Genomic DNA, 22,745 nt, shown 5'->3' on the forward strand with positions numbered 1-22,745 from the left:
TCAATTTAACCCTATCATGAATTATAAAAATCTACCATAGGGGCTTTTTCCGATCCTATTTTAGATTTAAAATATCCTTTTTCTCTAAATTGATAAAAAAAATTTGAGATTATAATTTTTGGAAATTTATTTCTATAAGTATTAAAATTATTGACTTTATCATTAAAACGGTTTCTTTCCACATTAATACGGTTTTCTGTTCCTTCCAATTGATTTTGTAATTCTGAAAAATTTTGTGTAGATTTTAAATTAGGATAATTTTCTACAATTAAGAGTAATCTACTGATAGAGTTATTTAATCCTTCCTGTGATTTTTGAAATCTACTTACTTGATTTTGATTTAAATTATCTGGATTTATATTTATGGAGGTGGCTTTCGCTCTTGCTTCTATTACTTGATTCAAGGTTTTTTTTTCGAAATTAGAAGACCCCTTAACTATATTTACTAAGTTTGGGATTAAATCGGCTCTTCGTTGATAAACATTTTCTACTTGACTCCATTGTGTTTTTATATTTTCGTTTAGTTGAACTAATTGATTATATGTTCCAGTAATCCAAAAAATGATTAAAAATACAACTATAAAAATAGTGGAAATAGAAATTAAAAAACCTTTTTTCATTTTAAATTAAATATTTATTACAAAATACAAATTTTTTATAATGTTTAATTCTTATATTTTTAATCTAAGTATTTTTAAAAAATTATTTCAAGAATATTTCTCTATCAGAAAAATAAAATCGACATTCTCTAAAAGCATTTTTATCGCTATCTGATCCATGAATAGAATTTTTTTCTAAAGAACTTCCATATAAATTACGTATAGTTCCTTCTTTTGCTTTTATTGGATTTGTATTTCCTATTAAAATTCTAAAATCTTTTACTGCATTTTCCTTTTCTAGGATAATCAATACTATCGGTCCAGAAGACATAAATTTCACTAAAGATTCGAAAAACAGACTTTTTTTATGTTCGTAATAAAATTTTTTAGCTGATTTTTTGGAAATTTCTTTCATTTTAATTTCTCTTATAAAAAATCCAGCATTCATAATATGAATTAAAATAGGTCCTGTATATCCGTTTTTAACAGCATCAGGCTTTATAATAGCTAATGTTATTTTTCCTATTATCATATATAATATATATAATATGATATGATAAATCATCATACTTGTATTTCTTTTAATTTAAAGAATTCTACAATTAGAATGAATAAATAAAGTGAAAAAGTGAAAATTACTGTATTTTAAAAAAAAATAGTATTCATGATCATGAATAAAAAAAAAAATAACAATAAATTTAACTTTAGAAGTTTTGGAGTTTCCTCTTTTGATTTGTTTCAGAAAATGATTTTAAATGATTATAGATTAGCAAAAATAAGTCGTGAAACAAGCATTTTAGGTCGTAAAGAAGTATTAAATGGTAGAGCTAAGTTCGGTATATTTGGAGATGGGAAAGAAATCCCTCAACTAGCTATGGCTAAAGTTTTTAAAAATGGAGATTTTCGATCTGGATATTATAGAGATCAAACTTTTATGATTGCCATTGGAGTTTTAAATGTAAGAAGTTTTTTTTCTCAGTTATATGCTAATTCTGATTTAGAGGAAGAACCAGTTTCTTCGGGTAGAATGATGACCTCTCATTTTGGTACACGTTTACTAAATTATGATGGGAATTGGAAAAACCTAATGAACCAAAAAAATTCTAGCGCAGATATTTCTTCTACAGCTTCTCAAATGCCAAGATTATTAGGTTTAGCTCAAGCTTCCAAAATTTATAAAAATTTAAAAAATTTAAAAAAAACACATAAAATATTTTCTCATAATGGAAATGAAGTGGCTTTTGGAACTATCGGAAATGCAAGTATTTCTGAAGGATTATTTTGGGAAACCGTGAATGCGTCTTCAGTATTACAAATACCAATCATTATTTCTATTTGGGATGATGAATATGGAATATCTGTTCCTAATAGGTATCAATTCTCAAAAAAAAATATTAGTGATATTTTATATGGATTTCAGAGAACTAAAAAAGAAAATGGAATCGAAATTATTCGTGTAAATGGATCCAATTACATAGATCTTACAAAAACTTATATTCAAGCAGATAAAATAGCACGTTATGAACACATTCCTGTAATAATACATGTTACTGACTTAACTCAACCACAAGGACATTCGACTTCTTCATCACATGAAAGATATAAATCCAAAGAACGTTTAGAATGGGAAAAAAAAAACGATGGAATAAAGAAATTTAGAGATTGGATTTTGAATTTTAGGATTGAAAATGAACCAGGAATATTTCATAAAATTGCAGATATTCATTCTCTAGATAAAATAGATATAGAAGCAAAAGAATATGTTCAGAATGAACAAAAAAAGGCTTGGGAATCTTTTCAAAAACCTATTGAAAAAATAAAAAATGAAGCTATAAATGTTTTAGAAAATTTGCAGGATGCATTTCCTTGTAAAAAATGGATAAAAAAAAAGATCGAAGAATTACATAGAAATAAACATTTACATACGAAAAAATTCATATTTTGTATTATTCGAAGATCTTTATATTTACTTTCTGAAGAAAAATCCTATCAAAAAAATTGTCTGATAAAATGGTTAAAAGAAAAATTCAATAAAGAAAAAGAAAATTATTCTTCAAATTTATATAGTATTTCTGAAAAATCATCAATAAAAATCACCGAAGTTAATCCAAATTATTCTGATTATGAAGTAGATGGAAGGATAATTTTAAGAGATAATTTTGATAAATTATTAGAACTGTATCCGGATCTTTTAATTTTTGGAGAAGATGTTGGTAAAATTGGAGATGTAAATCAGGGATTAGAAGGACTTCAAAATAAATACGGAGAAATACGTATTTTCGATACTGGGATACGAGAATCTACAATACTTGGACAAGGAATAGGACTTGCAATGCGAGGACTTCGTCCTATAGTTGAGATTCAATATATAGATTATATTCTTTATGCTTTGCAAATCATGAGTGATGATTTAGCCTCTTTGCAATATAGAACTAAAGGAGGACAAAAAGCCCCCGTTATTATTCGAACTAGGGGACATCGTTTAGAAGGAATATGGCACTCTGGGTCTCCTATGGGAGGAATTATTAATTATTTAAGAGGAATTTTAGTCCTTGTTCCAAGAAACATGGTAAAAGCAGCTGGTTTTTATAATACTTTGTTAGCTGGTGACGATCCAGCTTTAGTAATTGAGTGTCTAAATGGTTATAGAATAAAGGAAAAATTACCCAAAAATTTAGGTTATTTTAGAATTCCAATTGGAATAGTAGAAGTTACAAGGATAGGAAAAGATATCACTATAGTTACTTATGGTTCTACATGGAGAATTGTTAATGAAGCCGCAAATGAATTATCTAAAATTAATATAGAAATTGAAGTAATTGATATTCAATCATTATTACCTTTTGATCTTCGAAAAGATATTGAAAAAAGTTTAAAAAAAACAAATCGATTATTAATCATAGACGAGGATGTTCCAGGAGGGGCCTCTGCTTATATACTACACAAGATTTTAGAAGAACAAAAGGGATACTATTATTTAGATAGTCCACCTATTACAATTACGGCTAAAGACCATCGTCCTCCTTATGGATCAGATGGAGATTATTTTTCAAAACCATCTGTCGAAGATATTGTAGAAAAAGTGTTGCAAATAATGCATAATAGTTAATAGAAAGAATAAGTAGTAATAAAATTATTATCTTTGAATGATAAAAAAGATTCAGTTTTATTTTTATCATTATGAAAATAGAAAGAAGCTTGCATTCAAGAATAGAAAAAATGGATTTCGAAAATATTTCTTTTGGAAATCATTATTCGGATCATATGTTTTGTTCGGAATTTCGAAATGGAAAGTGGATAAATTCTATTATTAAACCATTTGGAAATATGATGTTTTCTCCTGGATCTCTTGTTTTTCACTACGGTCAATCAGTTTTCGAAGGAATGAAAGCTTATAAAGATAAAAATGAAGAAGTATTTTTATTTCGTCCAAAAGAAAATTTTAAAAGAATAAATAGATCTGCTCTACGTTTGGAAATGACTACTATTCCAGAATATATTTTTATGAGTGGATTAAAAAAATTAATAGATATAGATAGAGATTGGGTTCCAAAAAAGTATGGACAATCTTTATATATTCGTCCTATTTTAATTGCAATAGATAGATGTTTATCTGCTAAACCCTCTAATGATTATTTATTTATGATTATATCTACACCTTCAGATTTTTATTATAAAAAACCTTTAAAAATAAAGATAGAAGAAAAATATAGTCGTTCTGCATCAGGAGGGGTCGGGTTTACTAAAGCTTCTGGTAATTACGCTTCTTCTTTTTATCCTACTAGATTAGCTAAAGAAGAGGGTTTTGATCAAATATTATGGACAGATTCTTCTACTCATACACTGATTGAAGAATCAAGCACCATGAATGTTTTTTTTTGGTTAAAAAATAAACTCATTACCCCCCTAGCTAATGAGAATATATTAAGTGGAATAACCTGTAAAAGTCTTCTTTCTTTAGCTAAAAAAGAAGGATTAGAGATACAGGAGCGAAAATTAAGCGTTTCAGAAATTATAGATGGATTGAAAAATAAGATGTTAAAAGAAGCTTTTGGTTGTGGAACCGCTGTAGGTGTAAACTATTTTGAAACAATTAGTTACAAAGGTGAAAATTTTATTTTTCCGGATCTTTCAGATGAAGAGAGGATATCAATTCGATTAAGAAAAAGATTATTAGATATACAACATAACTTATCGGAAGATCCTTTTGGATGGAGATTAAAATTAAAAAGGATTTTGTAATATCTATGAATGAAGAATTTCAATCCATAGAACAAATAACAAAACAATCTTTATCTATTTTATATAGATTAGAACCTTGTCCCAGTTTGAATTTTCAATATACTAAGAAAGAATATCCAGGAGATATTACTTTGATTTTATTTCCTTTATCTAAAAAATTGAAAAAACCTGTAGAACAAATTGGTAAGAATATTGGAAATTATGTCAAGAATCAATTAGGAGATCTTATCACTTTCTCTATTATAGGAGGTTTTTTAAATTTTATTTTTAAGGATAGTTATTATCTTCATATTCTTAAAAGAATGTTGAATAAAAATTTTTATAAATTAAAATTACCATCTGAAAATATAATGGTGGAATACTCTTCTCCTAACGCAAATAAACCTCTTCATTTAGGTCATATTAGAAATAGTCTTATTGGATATTCTATATCCGAAATACTGAAAATAGTGGGACATAAAATAACTAAAATTCAGATTATTAATGATAGAGGAATACATATATGTAAATCTATGATCGCTTGGGAAAAATTAGGGAAAGGAGAAACCCCTAATAGTTCAAAAATGAAAGGAGATCATTTCGTAGGTAAATATTATAGTCTATTCGATAAAATTTATCATAAGGAAATTAAAGATTATTCCAAAAAAAATAAAGATTACAATCATCAAAATATTCCTATTTTAAAAAAAGCAAGAATTTTATTAAAAAAATGGGAATCTGGGGATCAGAAAACTATAAGTACTTGGAAAAAAATGAACAAATGGGTTTATGAAGGGTTTCAAGAAACTTATAAAAAGTTGGGTATTAATTTTGATAAAATAGAATATGAAAGCCAAGTTTATGAATTTGGAAAAAGTATCGTAAAAAATGGTCTTAAAAAAGGTCTTTTTTTTCAAAAAAAAGATGGATCTATTTGGGTTAATTTGGAAAAAGAAGGTTTTGATCAAAAACTTTTATTACGATCGGATGAAACTTCTGTTTATATAACCCAAGATATAGGAACTGCTGTAGAACGTTTTAAAAAATATTGTATAGATAGGTTAATTTATATTGTAGGGAAAGAACAAGATTATCATTTTCAAGTACTTTTTAGTATATTAAAACGTTTAGGATATATATGGGTTAAAAAATTATCTCATCTTTCTTATGGAATGGTGGATTTACCAAGTGGTAAAATGAAATCTAGAATGGGAAATATTATAGATGCTGATAATTTTATATTAGAAATGTATTCCATAGTAAAAAAAAATTTTTTAAAGGATATTTCCCATATGGAAAAAGAAAAATATGCTGAATTAATAGGATTGGGTGCTATAAAATATTACTTTCTTCAAGTAGATCCTAGAAAAAGGATCCTTTTTCATCCAGAAAAATCTATAGATTTTAAGGGAAAAACAGGAACATATATTCAATATGCTTATTCTAGAATTCGTTCATTAGAACGAAATTTTTTAAACTTATGTTCATTAACTAATGAGGATTGGTCGAATATAAAATTCGATCTTTATGAAAAAAATATGATTAAAATTCTTCAAAAATATCCATTAATATTAAAAAAATCAGCAATTTATTTAAATCCTTCTTTAGTAGCAAATTATGTTTATGAAGTTTCTAAAACTTTTAACCATCTCTATCAAAATAAAAGATTAATAGATCCTTTAGATGTTATTCATAGTAATATTAGGATGAATATTATTCATGTTACAGGAAATATTTTAAAATCAGGAATGAGTTTATTAGGCATAAAAATGCTTGACCGTATGTAACAATGTAATAAATAAACACACTTATGTTTGAATATTTACAAAAAAAATTAGATAAAGCTCTTCATATTTTAAAAGGGCATAGCAGAATAAACGAAATAAATATAGCAGAAACACTGAAAGAGATACGTAAAGCTCTTATTGATGCAGATGTTAATTATAAGATAGCTAAAATATTTATTCAAAAGGTTAAAGAAAAATCTATTGGTAAAAAAGTAATCACTTCTTTAAATCCAAAACAATTAATCATAAAAATAGTATATGATGAGTTAGTCTCCCTAATGGGAGAAAAAAGCATAGAAATAAATATTTCTAATAATCCTTCTATTATATTAATTTGTGGGTTACAAGGTAGTGGAAAAACTTCTTTTTCTTCTAAACTTTCTTTTTTTTTGAGAAAAAAAAAGAAAGTCCCTTTATTAGTAGCAGCCGATATTCATCGTCCTGCAGCTATAGATCAACTAAAAATTATAGCAGAAAAAGATAATCTTCCCGTTTTTTTCTTAAAAGAAAGTAAAAATATAATAGAAATTTTTGATAAATCTCTTATTTATGCTTATGAAAAAAAATGCAATGTCATTATTATTGATACTGCAGGTAGATTAGCTATTGATAAAATTATGATGGATGAAATTCAAAAAATTTATCAATATTCTAAACCAGATGAAACTTTATTTGTTGTAGATGCTATGACTGGACAAGATGCTATAAATACGGTTCAACTTTTTTCCAAGTTTTTGAATATTGATGGAATAGTAATGACTAAATTAGATGGAGATAGTAGAGGAGGTTCTGCTATTACTATGTCTAGCATCATTGGAAAACCTATTAAATTTATTAGTAATGGAGAAAAGATAGAAAATATGGAAATTTTTTATCCAGAAAGAATAGCTAATAGAATTTTAGGAATGGGAGATATAGTTTCTTTGGTAGAAAAAGTTCAGGAGCAATTTGATGAGGAAAAAACTAAAAAAATTTATAAAAAAATCTCAAAAAATAGTTTTGATTTTGAAGATTTATTAGAGCAGATTCAACAAGTAAAAAAAATAGGAAGTATTAAAAATATTGTTTCCATGATTCCTGGTATGGAAAAAATTATTGATAATAAAAAGGAAAAAAAAGATTCTTTCAAAGAAATAGAATCTATTATTCTATCCATGACTCCCTATGAAAGAAATCATCCAAAAATATTTACTGATGTAAAAAGAAAAAAAAGAATATCAAATGGCTCTGGTATTTCATTAAAAGAGATAGATCTTTTCTTAAAACAATTTTCTAACATAAGTAAAATAATGAAAACCATTAAGGATCATTCAGGGAAAAAGATGATAAAAAATTTTTTATCAAAAATTATTAATAAAGAAAATATAATGTAAAAAGTTATTGGATTAACTTTAATAAAAGTTTTCTTTTATTGAAAATATTTTTAATTTTGTTCGTTATATGTTTCAATATTCCAATTTAAATAATATGAATGAGTCAACCATGAGGAAAGGGTTTTTAAATAGAGATAGATTTTTAAGAATTTTAGAAAATATAAATACTTGGGATATTGTTATTGTTGGAGGAGGAGCAACAGGGTTAGGAATAGCATTAGATTCCGCTTATAGAGGCTATAAAACTCTTCTTTTAGAACAAAATGATTTTTCTAAAGGGACTTCTAGTCGTAGTACTAAATTAATTCACGGAGGAATACGATATTTAGCTCAAGGAAATATAAAATTAGTTTATGAAGCTTTGCAGGAAAGGGGTTTTTTATTAAAAAATGCTCCTCATTTGGTGAAAAAAAAACGATTTGTTATTCCTATTTTTAGTTGGAAAACGGGAGTTTTTTATTGGACTGGTTTAAAAATTTATGAATGGTTATCTGGATCCTTGAGTTTTGGAAATTCCCAATTTTTATCTAAAAATGAAATACTAAAAATGTTTCCTGAAATTAGACCAAATAATTTAAAAGGAGGTATTTTATATTATGATGGACAATTTGATGATGCTCGTTTAGCTATTGATTTAGCACAAACTTGTGTTCAACAAGGAGGAGTATTACTAAATTATTTTAAAGTGAAAAATCTTATTAAAAAAATAGAAAATAAAATATCTGGTGTAATAGCTTATGATCTTGAAACTAAAAAAAAATATTCTATTTATTCAAAAGTAGTTATTAATGCCACTGGAGTCTTTTCCGATTCTATTTTAAAAATGGATGATTCTACATGTCCTATATTGATAAAGCCTAGTCAAGGAACGCATATTGTATTAAAAAAATCTTTTTTTAGCAGTTCAGATGCTATAGTAATTCCAAAAACTTCGGATGGAAGAATTCTATTTAGCATACCATGGTATGATCATGTTTTAGTAGGAACTACAGATACTTTTTTGGACAAAAGTATTCTTGAACCCAAACCTTTAGAAAAAGAGATAGATTTTATTTTACAAACTTTTAACCAATATTTTGTATATAATCCGAAAAAAAAAGACATTTTAAGTGCTTTTTCTGGTTTACGTCCTCTTTTCGTTCCTCCTAATTTATCTTATTCTCCTGCTAAAGAGATTTCTAGATCTCATAAATTGATGATTAGTCCTTCTGGCCTAGTAACTATTATAGGAGGAAAATGGACTACATATAGAAAAATGGCGGAAGAAACTGTCAATAAAGCTATTGAAATAGGAAAATTAAATAAAGTTTCTTCTGGAACCAAAAATCTTAAGATTTTTGCTTCCAGAAATTCTTCTTCTTCATGCAAGAATTATAATAATTTGGGGGATAAATATGGAAAAGTAGAATTTCATATTCAAAAATTAATTGAGGAAAATCCTTTATGGGGAAGTCCATTAATTTCCCAATCTCCTTATTATTGTACAAAAGCAGAAGTGATATGGATGGTACGTTATGAAATGGCTAGAACCATTGAAGATGTTTTAGCAAGAAGATTTCGTTTATTATTTTTAAATGCTAAAATAGCAATAGATATAGCACCAATAGTAGCATCATTAATGGCTAAAGAACTTTCTCTAGATGAAGAATGGGAAGAATCACAGATAGCTTCTTTCAAAGAGTTAGCCATGCAATATTATTATCCAGTAGTTTGATTTTTTAAGGGAAAAAGTTTTTGTAATTATTTATATGTTTATGAAAAAATATGTGCTATCGTTAGATCAAGGGACTACTAGTTCTAGAGCTATTATTTTTGATCAAATTGGAAATATTATTTCCGTAGCTCAAAGAGAATTTACACAAATTTATCCTTATCCTGGATGGGTAGAACATAATGCAGAAGAAATATGGTCTACACAAGCTTCAGTAGCCTTAGAAGCTATTTTAAAAGCAAATTTAGAAGGAGAAAATATTATTTCGATAGGAATCACTAACCAAAGAGAAACTACTGTAGTATGGGATAAAAAAACGGGAGAACCAATTTTTAATGCTATTGTTTGGCAAGATAGACGAACATCTAATTATTGTGATAAAATAAAGTGTGATGGACTAACTGAAATGATTAGAAAAAAAACCGGTCTTGTTATAGATCCATATTTTTCTGCTACTAAAATAAAATGGATATTAGAAAATATTCCAGGAGCTAAGAAAAGAGCTCATTCTGGAAATTTAGCTTTTGGAACTATAGATTCATGGTTAATATGGAATTTAACAGGAAAAAAAATTCATGTAACGGATGTTACTAATGCATCTCGTACTATGCTTTTCAATATTCATACTCTTAGTTGGGATCAGGATTTAATAAATTTATTTGATATTCCAAAAACAATGCTTCCAGAAGTAAAATCATCTAGCGAAATTTTTGGGTATACAACGGGTCATATACTTTCTCATAAAATTCCTATATCTGGAATTGCTGGAGATCAACAGTCCGCTCTTTTTGGTCAAATGTGCACAAAAATTGGGATGGTAAAAAATACTTATGGTACGGGTTGTTTTATGTTAATGAATGTAGGTGAAAATCCTGTTTTTTCTAAAAATAATTTAATAACTACTATTGCTTGGAAAATTAAAGATAAAGTTCAATATGCTTTAGAAGGGAGTGTTTTTATTGCAGGAGCTGTTGTACAATGGCTTAGGGATGGATTGGGTTTACTTTTATCTTCAAGTGAAGCAGAAATACTAGCCTCTTCAGTAGAAAATACAGAAGGATTGTATATAGTTCCAGCTTTTTCTGGTTTGGGGGCTCCTTATTGGGATCAAAGAGCTAGAGGAACAATTGTCGGAATTACAAGGGGGACTTCTTCAGCTCATTTTGTCCGTGCAGCTCTGGAAAGTATTGCTTTTCAAAATATGGATGTATTAAAAGCAATGGAAGCAGATTCCGGAATTTCTATCAAAGAACTTCGTGTAGATGGAGGTGCGACAGTAAATAAATTATTAATGCAATTTCAATCTGATATTTTAAATGTAAAAGTTGTTAAATCCAAAATTTCTGAACTTACAGCAGCAGGAGCTGCTTATTTAGCTGGATTAGCTGTAAATTATTGGAATAGTCTTGAAGAAATTCAAGATAACTGGGAAATGGAACAGGTTTTTGAACCAAAAGGAATGTCAAGTCGTTTGGAAAGAATTCAAGGTTGGAAAAAAGCGATAAAAATAACCCGTTCTTGGTCTAGTAAGTAATAAGTAAAATTTTTTTATAAAAATGAAAATAAAATGACAAAAATATATGCCGAGATTATAGGAACTATGATTTTAGTATTTTTAGGAAATGGAGTAGTAGCTAACGTACTTTTGTCTAAAACAAAAGGAAATGGTGGAGGATGGTTAACTATTACTATAGGATGGGCTTTGGCTGTTTTTATAGGGATTTTAGTTTCTTATCCTTATAGTGGAGGGCATTTAAATCCATCTGTAACAATAGGTTTTGCCATAGCTGGAAAGTTAAATTGGAATCTTGTTCCTTTTTATATTTTTTCTCAATTTATTGGAGCGATGTTAGGAGCTTTATTAGTATGGATTTTCTATAAAGATCATTTTTTGGAAACTAATAAAGAACAAGATAAATTATCTGTTTTCAGTACCGGACCTTCTATAAGAAATTTTTTTTCTAACTTTTTGAGTGAAGTATTGGCTACATTTATTTTTATGTTGGTAAATTGTTACCTTACCAAAAAATATCCTATTGTAGGATTAGGTATTTTAGGGGCTTTTTTATCTTCTTTAGTTGTGTTGGGGATTGGATTATCTTTAGGTGGGACTACTGGTTGTGCGATTAATCCTGCCCGTGATCTAGGTCCAAGGATTATATATTCTATAATTCCAATTCCTGGAAAAGGAAAAAGTAACTGGGATTACGCTTTTATTCCTGTTTTAGGTCCTATTGTAGGTAGTTCAGGAGCAGCTGCATTATATTTATTGTTATTCTCATAATAAAAGTAAAAAAATTTGTAACTTTTTTTTAGTTAAGTGTACAATAATGGATAATAAATCTTCGGCCCCTTTTTCAAAAGAAGATTCCAATATAGATCACAGAAAAATAGGGAAAAAACTGAAATTTTTTATTTTTTCTGATAGGGTTGGATCAGGATTACCATTATGGTTACCTAGAGGAACAATTTTAAGAAGAAATTTAGAAAATTTTTTAACCGATCTTCAAAAAAAATACGGTTACGAGATGATTATTACTCCACATATTGGACATAAAAAATTGTATGTTATAAGTGGACACTGGAATAAATATGGAAAAGATAGTTTTAAACCTATTCAAACTCCTAATTCAGAAGAAGAATTTATTTTAAAACCGATGAACTGCCCTCATCATTGTGAAATTTATCGTTCACAGGAATGGTCCTATCGGGATCTTCCTAAACGTTTTGCAGAATTCGGTACAGTATACCGTTATGAACAAAGTGGGGAACTTCATGGACTTACAAGGGTTAGAGGATTTACCCAAGATGATGCACATATTTTTTGTACTTATGATCAACTATTGGAAGAATTTAAAAAAGTAATAAATTTATTTTTTTATGTATTTCGTCGTTTAGGTTTTTTAGAATATACAGTTAGAGTATCACTTAGAGATCCAAAAAAAATAAATAATTATATTGGATCTGAAAAAAATTGGAAAAAAGCGGAAGAAGCTATCCTTATAGCGGTGAAAGAAGAAAAAATAGAATCTACTATTCATTATGGAGAAGCGGCTTTTTATGGACCGAAATTGGATTTTCTTATTAAAGATTCTTTGGGAAGAAATTGGCAATTAGGAACTATTCAAGTAGATTATAATTTACCTGAAAGGTTTGATTTATATTATAAGGGGAAAAATAATGAAAAACATCGTCCGGTAATGATACACAGAGCTCCCTTTGGGTCTTTAGAACGTCTTATAGCCATTCTTATAGAACATACCAAAGGGAATCTACCATTATGGATGGTTCCTAATCAAGCGGTAATACTTCCTATAAGTGATAAATATATAGTTTATGCAAAAAAAATTTTAAATTTGATGTTAAATTATAATATTCGTGTGTTTATTGATAGAAGAAACGAGAAAATTGATAAAAAAATAAGAGATTCGGAAGAAAATAAAATTCCTTATATGATTATTTTGGGAAAAAAAGAAGAAACTACTAAAACTATTTCATTACGAAAACATGGTTTAGGTCATATAGGGATCTTATCCATTTCCAACGGAATAGATACCATTTTTAAAGAAATTAATTAAACTAATAAAACTATTATCATAAAAAAGAAATTTTTCAGGATAAATAAAAAAAAGAGAATATATCGTCCCTTTATAAAAAGGAAGGAGGAACATCGTATTAATGCTCATATAGATTCTAATAAAGTTCGTTTAGTTGGTGATTCTATAGAAAATGGAATATTCTCGATTCAGGATGCTATTCAATTCTCTATAGATAAAGGATTAGATTTGGTAGAGATTAATCCAAAAGTAGACCCTCCAGTATGTAAAATATTGGATTATAAAAAATTTCTATATGAACAAAAGAAAAAAAAGAAGCAATTTAAAGCAAAACAAATTAAGGTAAATACTAAAGAAATCCGATTTGGACCACAAATAGGAGATCATGATGGAAAAGTTAAAATAAAAAGTGCTGAAAAATTTTTAATGAGAGGGGATAAAGTTAAAGTTTTTGTTTTTTTTAAAGGTCGTTCTATAGTATATAAAGATCAAGGTAAAATAAAATTGTTAAAATTTGCAGAAGATATTGAAGAATATGGAAGAGTAGAACAAATGCCAGTTATGGAAGGAAAAAGAATGTACATGATATTAGCTCCAAAAAAAATTTAGTATGCCAAAATTAAAAACAAAATCAGGATCCAAAAAAAGATTTAAAAAAACATCTAATGGATATATAAAAAAAAAACATGCATTTAAAAATCATCTTTTAACGAAAAAATCAAAAAAAAGAAAACGGAAACTTTCTACATTTTCTCTATTGAAGAAGGCCGATCAAAAAAATATAAAAAAACAATTATAAATTATAGAAAATAATGCCAAGAGCTACAAATGCTGTTTACTCCAGACGAAGACGTAAAAAAATACTTAAATTAGCGAAAGGTTTTTATGGAGCTAGAAGTAAGGTTTATACAATTGCTAAAAATGCTGTAGAAAAATCTTTTAGTTATGCTTTTTCAGGAAGAAAAAAAAAGAAAAAATATTTTAGATCTCTTTGGATTCAACGTATTAATGCTGGATCACGTATATATGGAATATCTTACTCAGAATTTATGAAAAAATTATCTGATAAAAATATTAAAATTAATAGAAAATTCCTTTCAGATTTTTCTATGAACCATCCGGATATTTTCAAAAAAATAGTGGATCATATTACCTCATAGATAGTTTTTTTCTTTCCAATAAAATCATCAATTTTTTTTCTATTAATTTTCTTTTCATGGAAGAAAAATAATCTATAAAAAGTTTACCTTCAATATGATCATATTCATGTTGTATCACTCTTGCACAAATTCCTTTTAAAGTTCTTTTCTTTTTATTCCAGTTATTATCGTAATATTCTATTAATAGATGAGATTTTCTTTTTACATATCCCATGATTCCAGGAAGGCTTAGACAACCTTCATTGAATTCACATTCCTCTCCATATATTTTCAATATTCTAGCATTAATAAAAACTTCTTTATAATTATTTTTTCCATTTTTTGATAGGTAAGGAGTTTTTACTATAAAAAGTCGTATATTTTTACCAATTTGAGGTGCTGCTAATCCTATTCCTTTTACTTTATGTATAGTTTCAAACATATTTTTAATCAATTTATTAATTCTACTATCTCGATAATAGATATCTATACATTTTTTTCTCAAAATAGGATTTCCATAAAGTATTATAGGTAAGATCATAAATTAATTTTTTTCCTTTTTTTTTCAAGATAAGATTGTAAAATTAGGGTAGCACTAATTTTATTTAAAATATTTTTTTTTCTTCTTTTTTTTTTTTTTATACCTAATTCTATCATTGTGTAAAAAGCAATTTTAGATGTAAAACGTTCATCTAATCTATCTATTAGTATTTTAGGGTATTTTCTATGAAAATTATAAATAAATTTTTGAATATATTTTTCTATGAAAGAATTTTTATTGTTTAATGTTTTAGGTAACCCTATAACAATTTTTTCTATCTGTTCATTAACTATAAAAATATCTAAAAAATTCATTAATTTCTTAGTTGGAATGGCTTCTAATCCAAAAGAAAATACTTTTGAAGAATCTGATATAGACAAACCAGTTATAACTTTTCCGTAATCTATTCCCAATATTTTTTTCATTATTATAACAAATATATTTATATTATCTATACTTTTGTTTTTTATCAATTTTTATGAAAGTGAATCAACTAAAATTAGAAATAGAAAAAGCTTGGGATAAAAAAAAAGAAATATGGTCTACAAATAATTGTATAAGAAAAATAGTAATCCATGTTATTGATTATGTAGAACAAGGATCAATAAGAGTTTCGGAGTTTATAAATGGAAAATGGAGGGTAAATGAATGGATAAAAAAAGCTATAATCATGTATTTTTCTATTAAAAAAATGAAGACCATAGAATTGGGTCCATTAGAATTTTATGATAAAATACCGATAAAAAATAAATTTAAAGAGAAAGGAATTCGCGTAGTTCCTCATGCTGTAGTACGTTATGGTTCTTATATTTCTCCTGGAGTTGTTCTTATGCCTTCTTATGTAAATATAGGATCTTATATAGGAGAAGAAACAATGATAGATACATGGGCCACGGTAGGAAGCTGTGCTCAAGTTGGGAAAAGAGTCCATATAAGTGGAGGTGTTGGAATAGGAGGAGTTTTAGAACCAATACAAGCTACTCCTGTTATTATTGAAGATGATGTTTTTATTGGATCTAGGTGTATTTTAGTGGAAGGGGTCCTTATAGAGAAAGAATCCGTATTAGGAGCAAATGTTGTTATAACTTCCTCTACTAAAATTTTTGATGTAACAAATGAAAAACCGATAGAGATGAAAGGAGTAGTTCCTAGATATTCTGTAGTAATACCTGGATCTTATCCCAAAAAATTTCCTTCAGGGATATATCATATTCCATGTGCAATGATTATAGGAAAACGAAAAGTAAGCACTAATAAAAAAACATCTTTAAATGAAGCATTGAGAACGCATCATCTTGTTTTGTAATTTTTTTTTACTATTTATCATGTCTTTTTATGAAGAAATAGAAAAAAGTGTAAAAATATTAGAAAAAGGTAAATGTCTATTATACCCTACGGATACTGTATGGGGATTGGGATGTGATGCTTTTAATTTAAATTCTTTAGAAAAAATATATAAAATAAAGAATAGAAATATTTCTAAATCTATGATTATTCTAGTAGAAAATATGGATCGTTTATACGAATTAATAGAGAATATTCCTGATTTGGTTAAAAAAATTATTCAGGATAATTATAGAAAAAAAGGGAAACCTATTACTATAGTGTATAAAAATCCTCGTAAAACAGTTTCTAAGTTTTTGATAAATAATCAAGATAACACTTTAGCTATCCGATTAACAAACGATCCTTTTTGTTCTTATTTAATTAAAAAATTAGACCGACCCATTATATCTACTTCTGCAAATTTATCAGGATTTCCAACTCCTAAATCCTTTTCTGAAATTAGTTCTTCTATCTTAAGTAAAATTGATTATTCTGTTCATTTTCGTAGAAAAGAAAAGGCCCATTATAATAGTTCTTCTATCCTAAAAATTATTTCAAATAAGGTTAAAATATTACGTATGTAATTTACATGAAATTATTTTCTGCTGTTCATAGGGATATATTTCGTATTGTTAGTGATTCTTCTGAAAAAATCCGACAAGATTGCTATGTAGTAGGCGGTTATGTTCGGGATTTTTTACTTGGGAAAAATATTTCCAAAGATTTAGATATTTTAACAATAGGAGAAGGGATTAAATTAGCTAAAGAAGTTTCTAAACATATAAAACCCTCTCCTAGAATAAATATATTTAAACGTTTTGGAACTGCTATGTTAGAGTATGATAATCAAAAAATAGAATTTGTTGGTTCTAGAAAAGAATCGTATCATTTCTACAGTAGAAATCCTATCCTTGATTTTGGAACATTGGAAGATGATCAAAATCGAAGAGATTTTACAATTAATGCTTTAGCTATTAGTTTAAACAAAAATAATTATGGAGAATTGATTGATCCATTTGGAGGTTTATTAGATTTGAAAAAAAAAATTTTAAGGAATCCATTAAATTCAGATATTACTTATTCTGATGATCCATTACGAATGATGCGAGCTATACGGTTTGCAACTCAACTTCAATTTATCATAGATAAATCTTCATTTCAATCTATTCAGAGAAATAAAAATAGAATTAGTATTGTTTCTGTAGAAAGAATTACAGAAGAATTTAATAAGATCCTTCTATCTAAAAATCCTTCCATAGGATTATTTTTATTATCCAAATCTGGATTACTATCAATAATATTACCAGAACTGATCCTATTGCAAGGAATAGAAGAAAAAAATGGATATAAGCACAAAGATAACTTTTATCATACTTTACAAGTAGTGGATAATATTAGTCAAGAAGAAAATAATCCTCTTTGGTTAAGATGGGCCGCTTTGCTTCACGACATAGGAAAATCTTATACTAAAAAATTTTTTCCAAAAATTGGTTGGTCTTTTCATGCACATGAGTTTGTAGGATCTAAAATGGTTCCAAATATATTTCAACGTTTAAAGCTTCCAAAAGGCCAATATATGAAATACGTAAAAAAAATAATCCAGAATAGCTATAGACCTATTTCGTTAATAGAACATAATTCTAGTGATTCAGCAATACGTAGATTATTATTTGATATGGGGGAAGATATGGAAGATTTAATAAAACTATGTATAGCGGATATTACTACAAAAAATATAGAAAAAAAAAATCAATATAAAAAAAATTTTTTTCTTTTAATGGAAAGAATTAAAAAATTGGAAGAGAAAGATCGTATTCAAAATTGGAGCCCTCCTATATCCGGAAATGATATTATGAATGCTTTTCATATTAATCCATGTAAAAAAATAGGAATAATAAAAAATTTTATTAAAGAGTCTATTTTAGAAGGGAAAATATCTAATGAATTTCATTCTGCCTATTTTCTTATGTTAAAAAAAGGGGAAGAATTAGGATTGAAAAAAAAATAATTAAAAATTAATATATGTTGTTTTCTAGTATTAACGGAAAAGAAAAAAAAAAAATTGTATTGTTACCACACAATAATCCAGATGGAGATGCTTTAGGTTCTTCTTTAGCTCTATTATTTTATTTAAGAAAACTAAAACATGATGTAGATTTAATATCTCCTACAGAATATTCCGAATTTTTTAGATGGCTTCCTGGAAGTAAGGATATTATTATTTTTTCTGAAAAAAATCAATCTTTGATAAAGAAAAAAATTGTAGATTCCGATTATATTTTTTTTATAGATTTCAATAATTTATCAAGAATAGAAATTTTGAAAAATTTTTTTTCGTTTTCCAAAGCAAAAAAAATATTAATCGATCATCATCCTTATCCTTTTTATTTTGATTTTATGTTTTCAGATCCAACGGTAGGAGCTACTAGTATTTTAGTATTTAGATTTATATCTAAAATGAATAATTTAGATAAAATAGATAAAGAAATAGCTACCTGTTTATACGTAGGTATGATGACAGATACTGGGTTTTTTCGTTTTCCTTCCGTAACATCGGAAACCCATTTTATTGCTGGTAAATTAATTGAAAAGGGAATTAACGTGGAAAATATCTATAATCATTTACACGAAAGATACAACGAAAATAGGTTAAAAATTTTGTCTAAAGCTTTGGGAAAATTGAAAGTAATAGAAAAATATCGTACCGCATATACCAGTATTAATGCTTATGATATAAATTTATATTCTTATAAGAAAGGGGATACAGAAGGTATTATTTCCTATGGATTAGGTATAAAAAATATTGTTTTTTCCGTATTCTTTTTTGAAGAAAAAGAACAATATCCAATTAGAATCTCTTTTCGTTCAAGAGGAAATTTTGATGTAAATATTTTTGCTAGAAAACATTTCGGAGGAGGTGGGCATAAAAATGCAGCTGGAGGAATATTAGAAAAAAGTCTATCCGAAACGATTGAATACTTTTTAAAAATTATTCCTAATTATCATCAACATCTTATTTTTTCCATTTAATATTGCATCCGTAACTTGGTTTTTTTATTGGATATATTTTTTTTAAACCGTCATACTCTAAAATGGATTTTAATATTTCTCTCACATCGTATCCTGTAACTGGAATTCCATTTTTTGGTCTAGAATCATCTAATTGTCCATGATAATATAAATTTCCTATACCATTAAATATAAAAAATTCAGGAGTGCATTTAGCTCCATAATATTTAGCTACTTCTTGTTTTTCATCAAAAAAATAAGGAAATGGATAACCTAATTTTTGAGATATTTTTTTCATATTTTCAGGAGAATCTTCTGGATATTTTTCGATATCATTGGAATTTATAGCTAAAAATGAAATTCCTTTAGGGAGATAATCATTAGTTAAACGGACTAATTCTGGATTTATATGTTTAACATACGGACAGTGATTGCAAATAAACATAATCACAGTTGCTATACCAGAAAAAAAATCTTGAATAGATTTTTTTTTTCCTGATAAGGATTCTAATAATTTAAAATCTTTTATTTTTATTTTTTTAATTTTATTAGAAGAATAGGTTACCACCATAATTTTTTTTATTTTTTTATAATTTTGATAAAATTTAGTTTATTTTTTCTGTTTTTTTGAAAAAAAAACAAAATATTTTTTCTTTTCTTCTTCAGCTAATTCTTCGTCTATTAATATTCTCCCACTATTTTCATCTATTAAAAGTTTATTACGCTGTATAAGCTCGTAGTATTTTTGTGGAGTAATAGCAAGATAAGATCCTAATGGCGCACCTCTTTGTACTGGAGCCACAGCTACTCCATTTTTAACTCTATTTCTTATTTTTTTATAAGTTTGTAATAAATTATTATCGATTTTTTTAGAAAGAGATCTAGATTTTTCTAGTAAAAATTTTTCCTCTTTTTCATTTTCTGAAAAAATTTTATTTAATTCTTTTTTTTTATGAAAAATATGTTCTTTTTTATTTAAAAAAATATCTTCTTTTTTTTCTAGAATTTCTTCATTTTTATGAATGTTTAAATTCATTTCTTGAATCCTTTTTTCAGATAATCTAATTTCTAGTTTTTGATAATCAATTTCTTTATCTATAGAATAGAATTCTTTGTTATTTCTTATATTTTCTTTCTGTTTTTCATATTTTTTTATCAAATTTTCTGAATATTTAATTTCTTTGTTTTTTTGATCAATATCCTCTTTTATAGAAATAATTTCCTCATGAATTTTTTTCAATTTTTTTTTCATTTTTTCAAGTTCTTCTTCCAGATTATTAATCTCTATAGGAATATTTTTACGGAAATTTTCTATTTCATCTATACGAGAATCTATCAGTTGAAGATGATATAAAACTCTTAATTTATCTACTATTGTAATAGCTACTTTTATTTTATTTTCCATAATATTTTTTAATAAAAATATTTAACTGGATTAGTATGAATTTCTGATTCATAAACAGGTATATTAGTAAATTTTTTATCTAAAAAAGATTTAAGCAAATTTTTAGTGAATTTTTCAGATTCATAATGTCCTATATCTACAATCAATATTTTTTTTTCAGATTTGAAAAAATCATGATATTTAAAATCAGACGATATAAAAACATGAGCTTTTTCTTTTATAGCTGTTTCAATACCAAAACTTCCTGACCCTGCTATCATCGCTATTTTTTTAATTTTTTTTCCTATAAATAGAGAATGTCTAATGCACAATAAATTCATTCTATTCTTTAAATAAAGAAGAAAATCATATTCATTCATTTCCTCTATTAGAAAACCTATTATTCCTATTCCAATATAGGGATTTATATTTTCAATATTATAAATTTCGTATGGTACTTCTTCATAAGGATGACTTTTAAAAAGGGCTTTTTTAATTAGATTCAATTTATGGTATGAAAAAACTACATTAATACAAGTTTCTTTTTCCATATGAAAATGTCCTTTTTTTCCAAAAAAAGGTTTAGATTTTTCGTTTCCCATAAAGCTTCCAATACCATCAAAATTATAACTGCAACGACTGTAATTAGATATTTTTCCAGCTCCTGCATTAAATAAAGAATTTCTAACTTTATCAGCATAAGAAATTGGAACATAAGTTGTTAATTTTTTTATAGTTCCCTTCTTAGGAAATAAAGATTTTTCTCTTTTTAATTGCAAAAGTTTGGATATATACGAATGAGTTCCTTTCCATGTTGCATCCAAATTAGTATGAATTACATAAATGGATACATCATTTTTTAATGCAGAAATTACAACTCTTTCTGAAAAAGTATTTCCAGTTAAACTTTTTATTGATTTAAAAAGAACCGGATGAAATGATATAATAAGATTACATTTTTTATGTATAGACTCTGAAACAACCTCCTCAGTAAGATCTAAAGTTATCAATATTTTTTTTACTTCTTGAGAATATGACCCCACTATCAGTCCTATATTATCATAGGATTCTGCATATTCCATAGGAGCTAAACTTTCTAACTCTTTAGCGATATTTCTTACTAAGACTTCCATTAATAAAAAAATATAAAAGAAAAAGTATGACAAATTTATAAAAAAAATTGATTTTATTATATTTATAGAATAAGCATAAAATTCTATTTTTTATTTAAAATAAATAATCATGAATTTAATTAAAAAAAAACCTAATTGGATAAGAGTGAAGTTTCCGATTGGAAGAAATTATAAGAATTTACAAAAATTAGTTTCTTTACACAAACTGAATACAATTTGTCAGAGTGGAAGTTGTCCTAACATAGGAGAATGTTGGGAAAAAGGGGTGGCCACTTTTATGATATTAGGAAACGTTTGTACAAGATCTTGTAGATTTTGTGGAGTAAAAACAGGACGTCCTGAAAAGGTAGATTGGGAAGAACCAGAAAAAGTAGCTAAATCTATTAAAATATTAAAAATTAAACATGCTGTTATCACTTCTGTGAACAGAGATGATTTAAAAGATATGGGGGTTTCTATATGGATAAAAACCATAAAACTAACCAGGAATCTAAATCCAGGTATAACAATAGAAACATTGATTCCTGATTTTAAAGGAGAAAAAAAAATCATCGATCAAATAATAGAGATTAATCCAGAAGTTATTTCTCATAATGTAGAAACTATTCCTAGGTTAACAAAGAAAATTCGTATTCAAGCAAAATATGATCGTAGTCTTAAAGTTCTACAATATATTAAGGAAAAAAATAAAAATATTCGGACAAAAACGGGAATTATGTTGGGATTGGGAGAAAAAAAAGAAGAAATATTAGAAACAATGAAAGAGATAAAAGACTCTCAAGTAGATATTTTAACAATAGGACAATATTTACAACCTTCTTTAAAACACTTTTCCGTACGTTTTTTTGTTTTACCGGAAGAATTTCAAGAATTGAAAGAAATTGGATTAAAAATAGGCTTTAAATATGTAGAAAGTGGGCCTCTAGTTCGTTCTTCTTATCATGCAGAAAAACATGTAAAATAAA

General features: G+C 26.7%; 23 protein-coding genes. 16 read left to right on the forward strand and 7 right to left on the reverse strand.

Annotation, left to right across the window (positions count from 1 at the left end; genetic code table 11):
• Positions 1 to 14: 14 nt before the first annotated feature.
• A complete protein-coding gene (locus DM815_RS02240) occupies positions 15 to 620 on the reverse strand; it encodes a LemA family protein (RefSeq protein WP_110509058.1) in 606 nt (201 codons plus the stop codon).
• Between the two features lie 82 nt (positions 621 to 702).
• Positions 703 to 1,167 (reverse strand): nucleoside-diphosphate kinase, encoded by a 465-nt coding sequence (ndk, locus tag DM815_RS02245; protein WP_317046296.1) that lies wholly within the window; start codon positions 1,165 to 1,167, stop codon positions 703 to 705.
• A 102-nt stretch (positions 1,168 to 1,269) separates the two neighbouring features.
• Here ndk and DM815_RS02250 point away from each other — a divergent pair, with 102 nt between their 5' ends.
• The 11 genes from DM815_RS02250 (at position 1,270) to rplT (ending at position 14,408) form a co-directional block, all read left to right on the forward strand.
• Entirely contained in the window at positions 1,270 to 3,708 is a 2,439-nt protein-coding gene (locus DM815_RS02250) for a thiamine pyrophosphate-dependent enzyme (RefSeq protein ID WP_110509427.1), read from the forward strand.
• Positions 3,709 to 3,779: 71 nt separating this feature from the next.
• Positions 3,780 to 4,841, forward strand: a complete 1,062-nt coding sequence (locus DM815_RS02255; RefSeq protein WP_110509060.1) for a branched-chain amino acid aminotransferase — start codon at positions 3,780 to 3,782, stop codon at positions 4,839 to 4,841.
• A 5-nt stretch (positions 4,842 to 4,846) separates the two neighbouring features.
• Entirely contained in the window at positions 4,847 to 6,607 is a 1,761-nt protein-coding gene (gene argS, locus DM815_RS02260) for an arginine--tRNA ligase (protein WP_110509429.1), read from the forward strand.
• Between the two features lie 23 nt (positions 6,608 to 6,630).
• The gene (gene ffh / locus DM815_RS02265; protein ID WP_110509062.1) at positions 6,631 to 7,980 is read left to right on the forward strand and encodes a signal recognition particle protein; all 1,350 of its coding nucleotides are present in this window, start codon (positions 6,631 to 6,633) and stop codon (positions 7,978 to 7,980) included.
• 109 nt (positions 7,981 to 8,089) lie between these two features.
• Positions 8,090 to 9,694: a glycerol-3-phosphate dehydrogenase/oxidase gene (locus DM815_RS02270; protein WP_110509431.1), complete on the forward strand. Its 1,605-nt coding sequence runs from the start codon at positions 8,090 to 8,092 to the stop codon at positions 9,692 to 9,694.
• A gap of 34 nt (positions 9,695 to 9,728) precedes the next feature.
• A complete protein-coding gene (gene glpK, locus DM815_RS02275) occupies positions 9,729 to 11,225 on the forward strand; it encodes a glycerol kinase GlpK (RefSeq protein ID WP_110509064.1) in 1,497 nt (498 codons plus the stop codon).
• A gap of 33 nt (positions 11,226 to 11,258) precedes the next feature.
• Positions 11,259 to 11,975: an MIP/aquaporin family protein gene (locus DM815_RS02280; protein ID WP_110509066.1), complete on the forward strand. Its 717-nt coding sequence runs from the start codon at positions 11,259 to 11,261 to the stop codon at positions 11,973 to 11,975.
• A gap of 46 nt (positions 11,976 to 12,021) precedes the next feature.
• Positions 12,022 to 13,269, forward strand: coding sequence for a threonine--tRNA ligase (gene thrS, locus DM815_RS02285; protein ID WP_110509068.1), 1,248 nt, complete (start codon positions 12,022 to 12,024; stop codon positions 13,267 to 13,269).
• 57 nt (positions 13,270 to 13,326) lie between these two features.
• Positions 13,327 to 13,857, forward strand: coding sequence for a translation initiation factor IF-3 (infC, locus tag DM815_RS02290; RefSeq protein WP_410491984.1), 531 nt, complete (start codon positions 13,327 to 13,329; stop codon positions 13,855 to 13,857).
• Position 13,858: 1 nt separating this feature from the next.
• Positions 13,859 to 14,047, forward strand: a complete 189-nt coding sequence (gene rpmI, locus DM815_RS02295; protein ID WP_110509072.1) for a 50S ribosomal protein L35 — start codon at positions 13,859 to 13,861, stop codon at positions 14,045 to 14,047.
• A gap of 13 nt (positions 14,048 to 14,060) precedes the next feature.
• Positions 14,061 to 14,408, forward strand: a complete 348-nt coding sequence (gene rplT, locus DM815_RS02300) for a 50S ribosomal protein L20 (RefSeq protein ID WP_110509074.1) — start codon at positions 14,061 to 14,063, stop codon at positions 14,406 to 14,408.
• Here rplT and def read toward each other — a convergent pair.
• Together def and ruvX are read right to left on the reverse strand one after the other, a co-directional pair.
• Entirely contained in the window at positions 14,398 to 14,928 is a 531-nt protein-coding gene (def, locus tag DM815_RS02305) for a peptide deformylase (protein ID WP_110509076.1), read from the reverse strand. The genes rplT and def overlap by 11 nt on opposite strands.
• Complete coding sequence (gene ruvX, locus DM815_RS02310) at positions 14,925 to 15,353, reverse strand: Holliday junction resolvase RuvX (RefSeq protein WP_110509433.1); 429 nt, start codon at positions 15,351 to 15,353, stop codon at positions 14,925 to 14,927. The genes def and ruvX overlap by 4 nt, the downstream gene beginning before the upstream one ends.
• A gap of 53 nt (positions 15,354 to 15,406) precedes the next feature.
• On the opposite strand from ruvX, the gene DM815_RS02315 reads away from it, so the two are divergent.
• The 4 genes from DM815_RS02315 to DM815_RS02330 are packed head-to-tail and all read left to right on the forward strand — an operon-like array spanning position 15,407 to position 19,284.
• Positions 15,407 to 16,234, forward strand: a complete 828-nt coding sequence (locus DM815_RS02315) for a 2,3,4,5-tetrahydropyridine-2,6-dicarboxylate N-succinyltransferase (RefSeq protein ID WP_110509078.1) — start codon at positions 15,407 to 15,409, stop codon at positions 16,232 to 16,234.
• Positions 16,235 to 16,253: 19 nt separating this feature from the next.
• Positions 16,254 to 16,838 (forward strand): L-threonylcarbamoyladenylate synthase, encoded by a 585-nt coding sequence (locus tag DM815_RS02320; RefSeq protein WP_110509435.1) that lies wholly within the window; start codon positions 16,254 to 16,256, stop codon positions 16,836 to 16,838.
• Positions 16,839 to 16,843: 5 nt separating this feature from the next.
• On the forward strand, positions 16,844 to 18,262 hold the full coding sequence (locus DM815_RS02325) for a CCA tRNA nucleotidyltransferase (RefSeq protein ID WP_110509080.1): 1,419 nt from the start codon (positions 16,844 to 16,846) through the stop codon (positions 18,260 to 18,262).
• Positions 18,263 to 18,276: 14 nt separating this feature from the next.
• Positions 18,277 to 19,284, forward strand: a complete 1,008-nt coding sequence (locus tag DM815_RS02330) for a DHH family phosphoesterase (RefSeq protein ID WP_110509082.1) — start codon at positions 18,277 to 18,279, stop codon at positions 19,282 to 19,284.
• Here DM815_RS02330 and DM815_RS02335 read toward each other — a convergent pair.
• Genes DM815_RS02335 through DM815_RS02345 form a run of 3 tightly spaced genes read right to left on the reverse strand, consistent with a single transcriptional unit; the run spans position 19,268 to position 21,780 of the window.
• Positions 19,268 to 19,834 carry a thioredoxin family protein gene (locus DM815_RS02335; protein ID WP_110509084.1) on the reverse strand — a complete coding sequence of 189 codons (567 nt, stop codon included), beginning with the start codon at positions 19,832 to 19,834 and terminating at the stop codon, positions 19,268 to 19,270. The two genes, DM815_RS02330 and DM815_RS02335, sit on opposite strands and share 17 nt — an antisense overlap.
• A 39-nt stretch (positions 19,835 to 19,873) precedes the next feature.
• A complete protein-coding gene (locus DM815_RS02340; RefSeq protein WP_110509086.1) occupies positions 19,874 to 20,668 on the reverse strand; it encodes a zinc ribbon domain-containing protein in 795 nt (264 codons plus the stop codon).
• An 8-nt stretch (positions 20,669 to 20,676) separates the two neighbouring features.
• Positions 20,677 to 21,780, reverse strand: coding sequence for a Nif3-like dinuclear metal center hexameric protein (locus DM815_RS02345; protein ID WP_110509088.1), 1,104 nt, complete (start codon positions 21,778 to 21,780; stop codon positions 20,677 to 20,679).
• Positions 21,781 to 21,889: 109 nt separating this feature from the next.
• Here DM815_RS02345 and lipA point away from each other — a divergent pair, with 109 nt between their 5' ends.
• Positions 21,890 to 22,744 (forward strand): lipoyl synthase, encoded by an 855-nt coding sequence (gene lipA / locus DM815_RS02350; RefSeq protein ID WP_110509090.1) that lies wholly within the window; start codon positions 21,890 to 21,892, stop codon positions 22,742 to 22,744.
• Position 22,745: the final 1 nt, after the last annotated feature.

It is taken from the genome of Blattabacterium sp. (Cryptocercus kyebangensis) (assembly GCF_003226855.1).
Lineage (GTDB): Bacteria > Bacteroidota > Bacteroidia > Flavobacteriales > Blattabacteriaceae > Blattabacterium.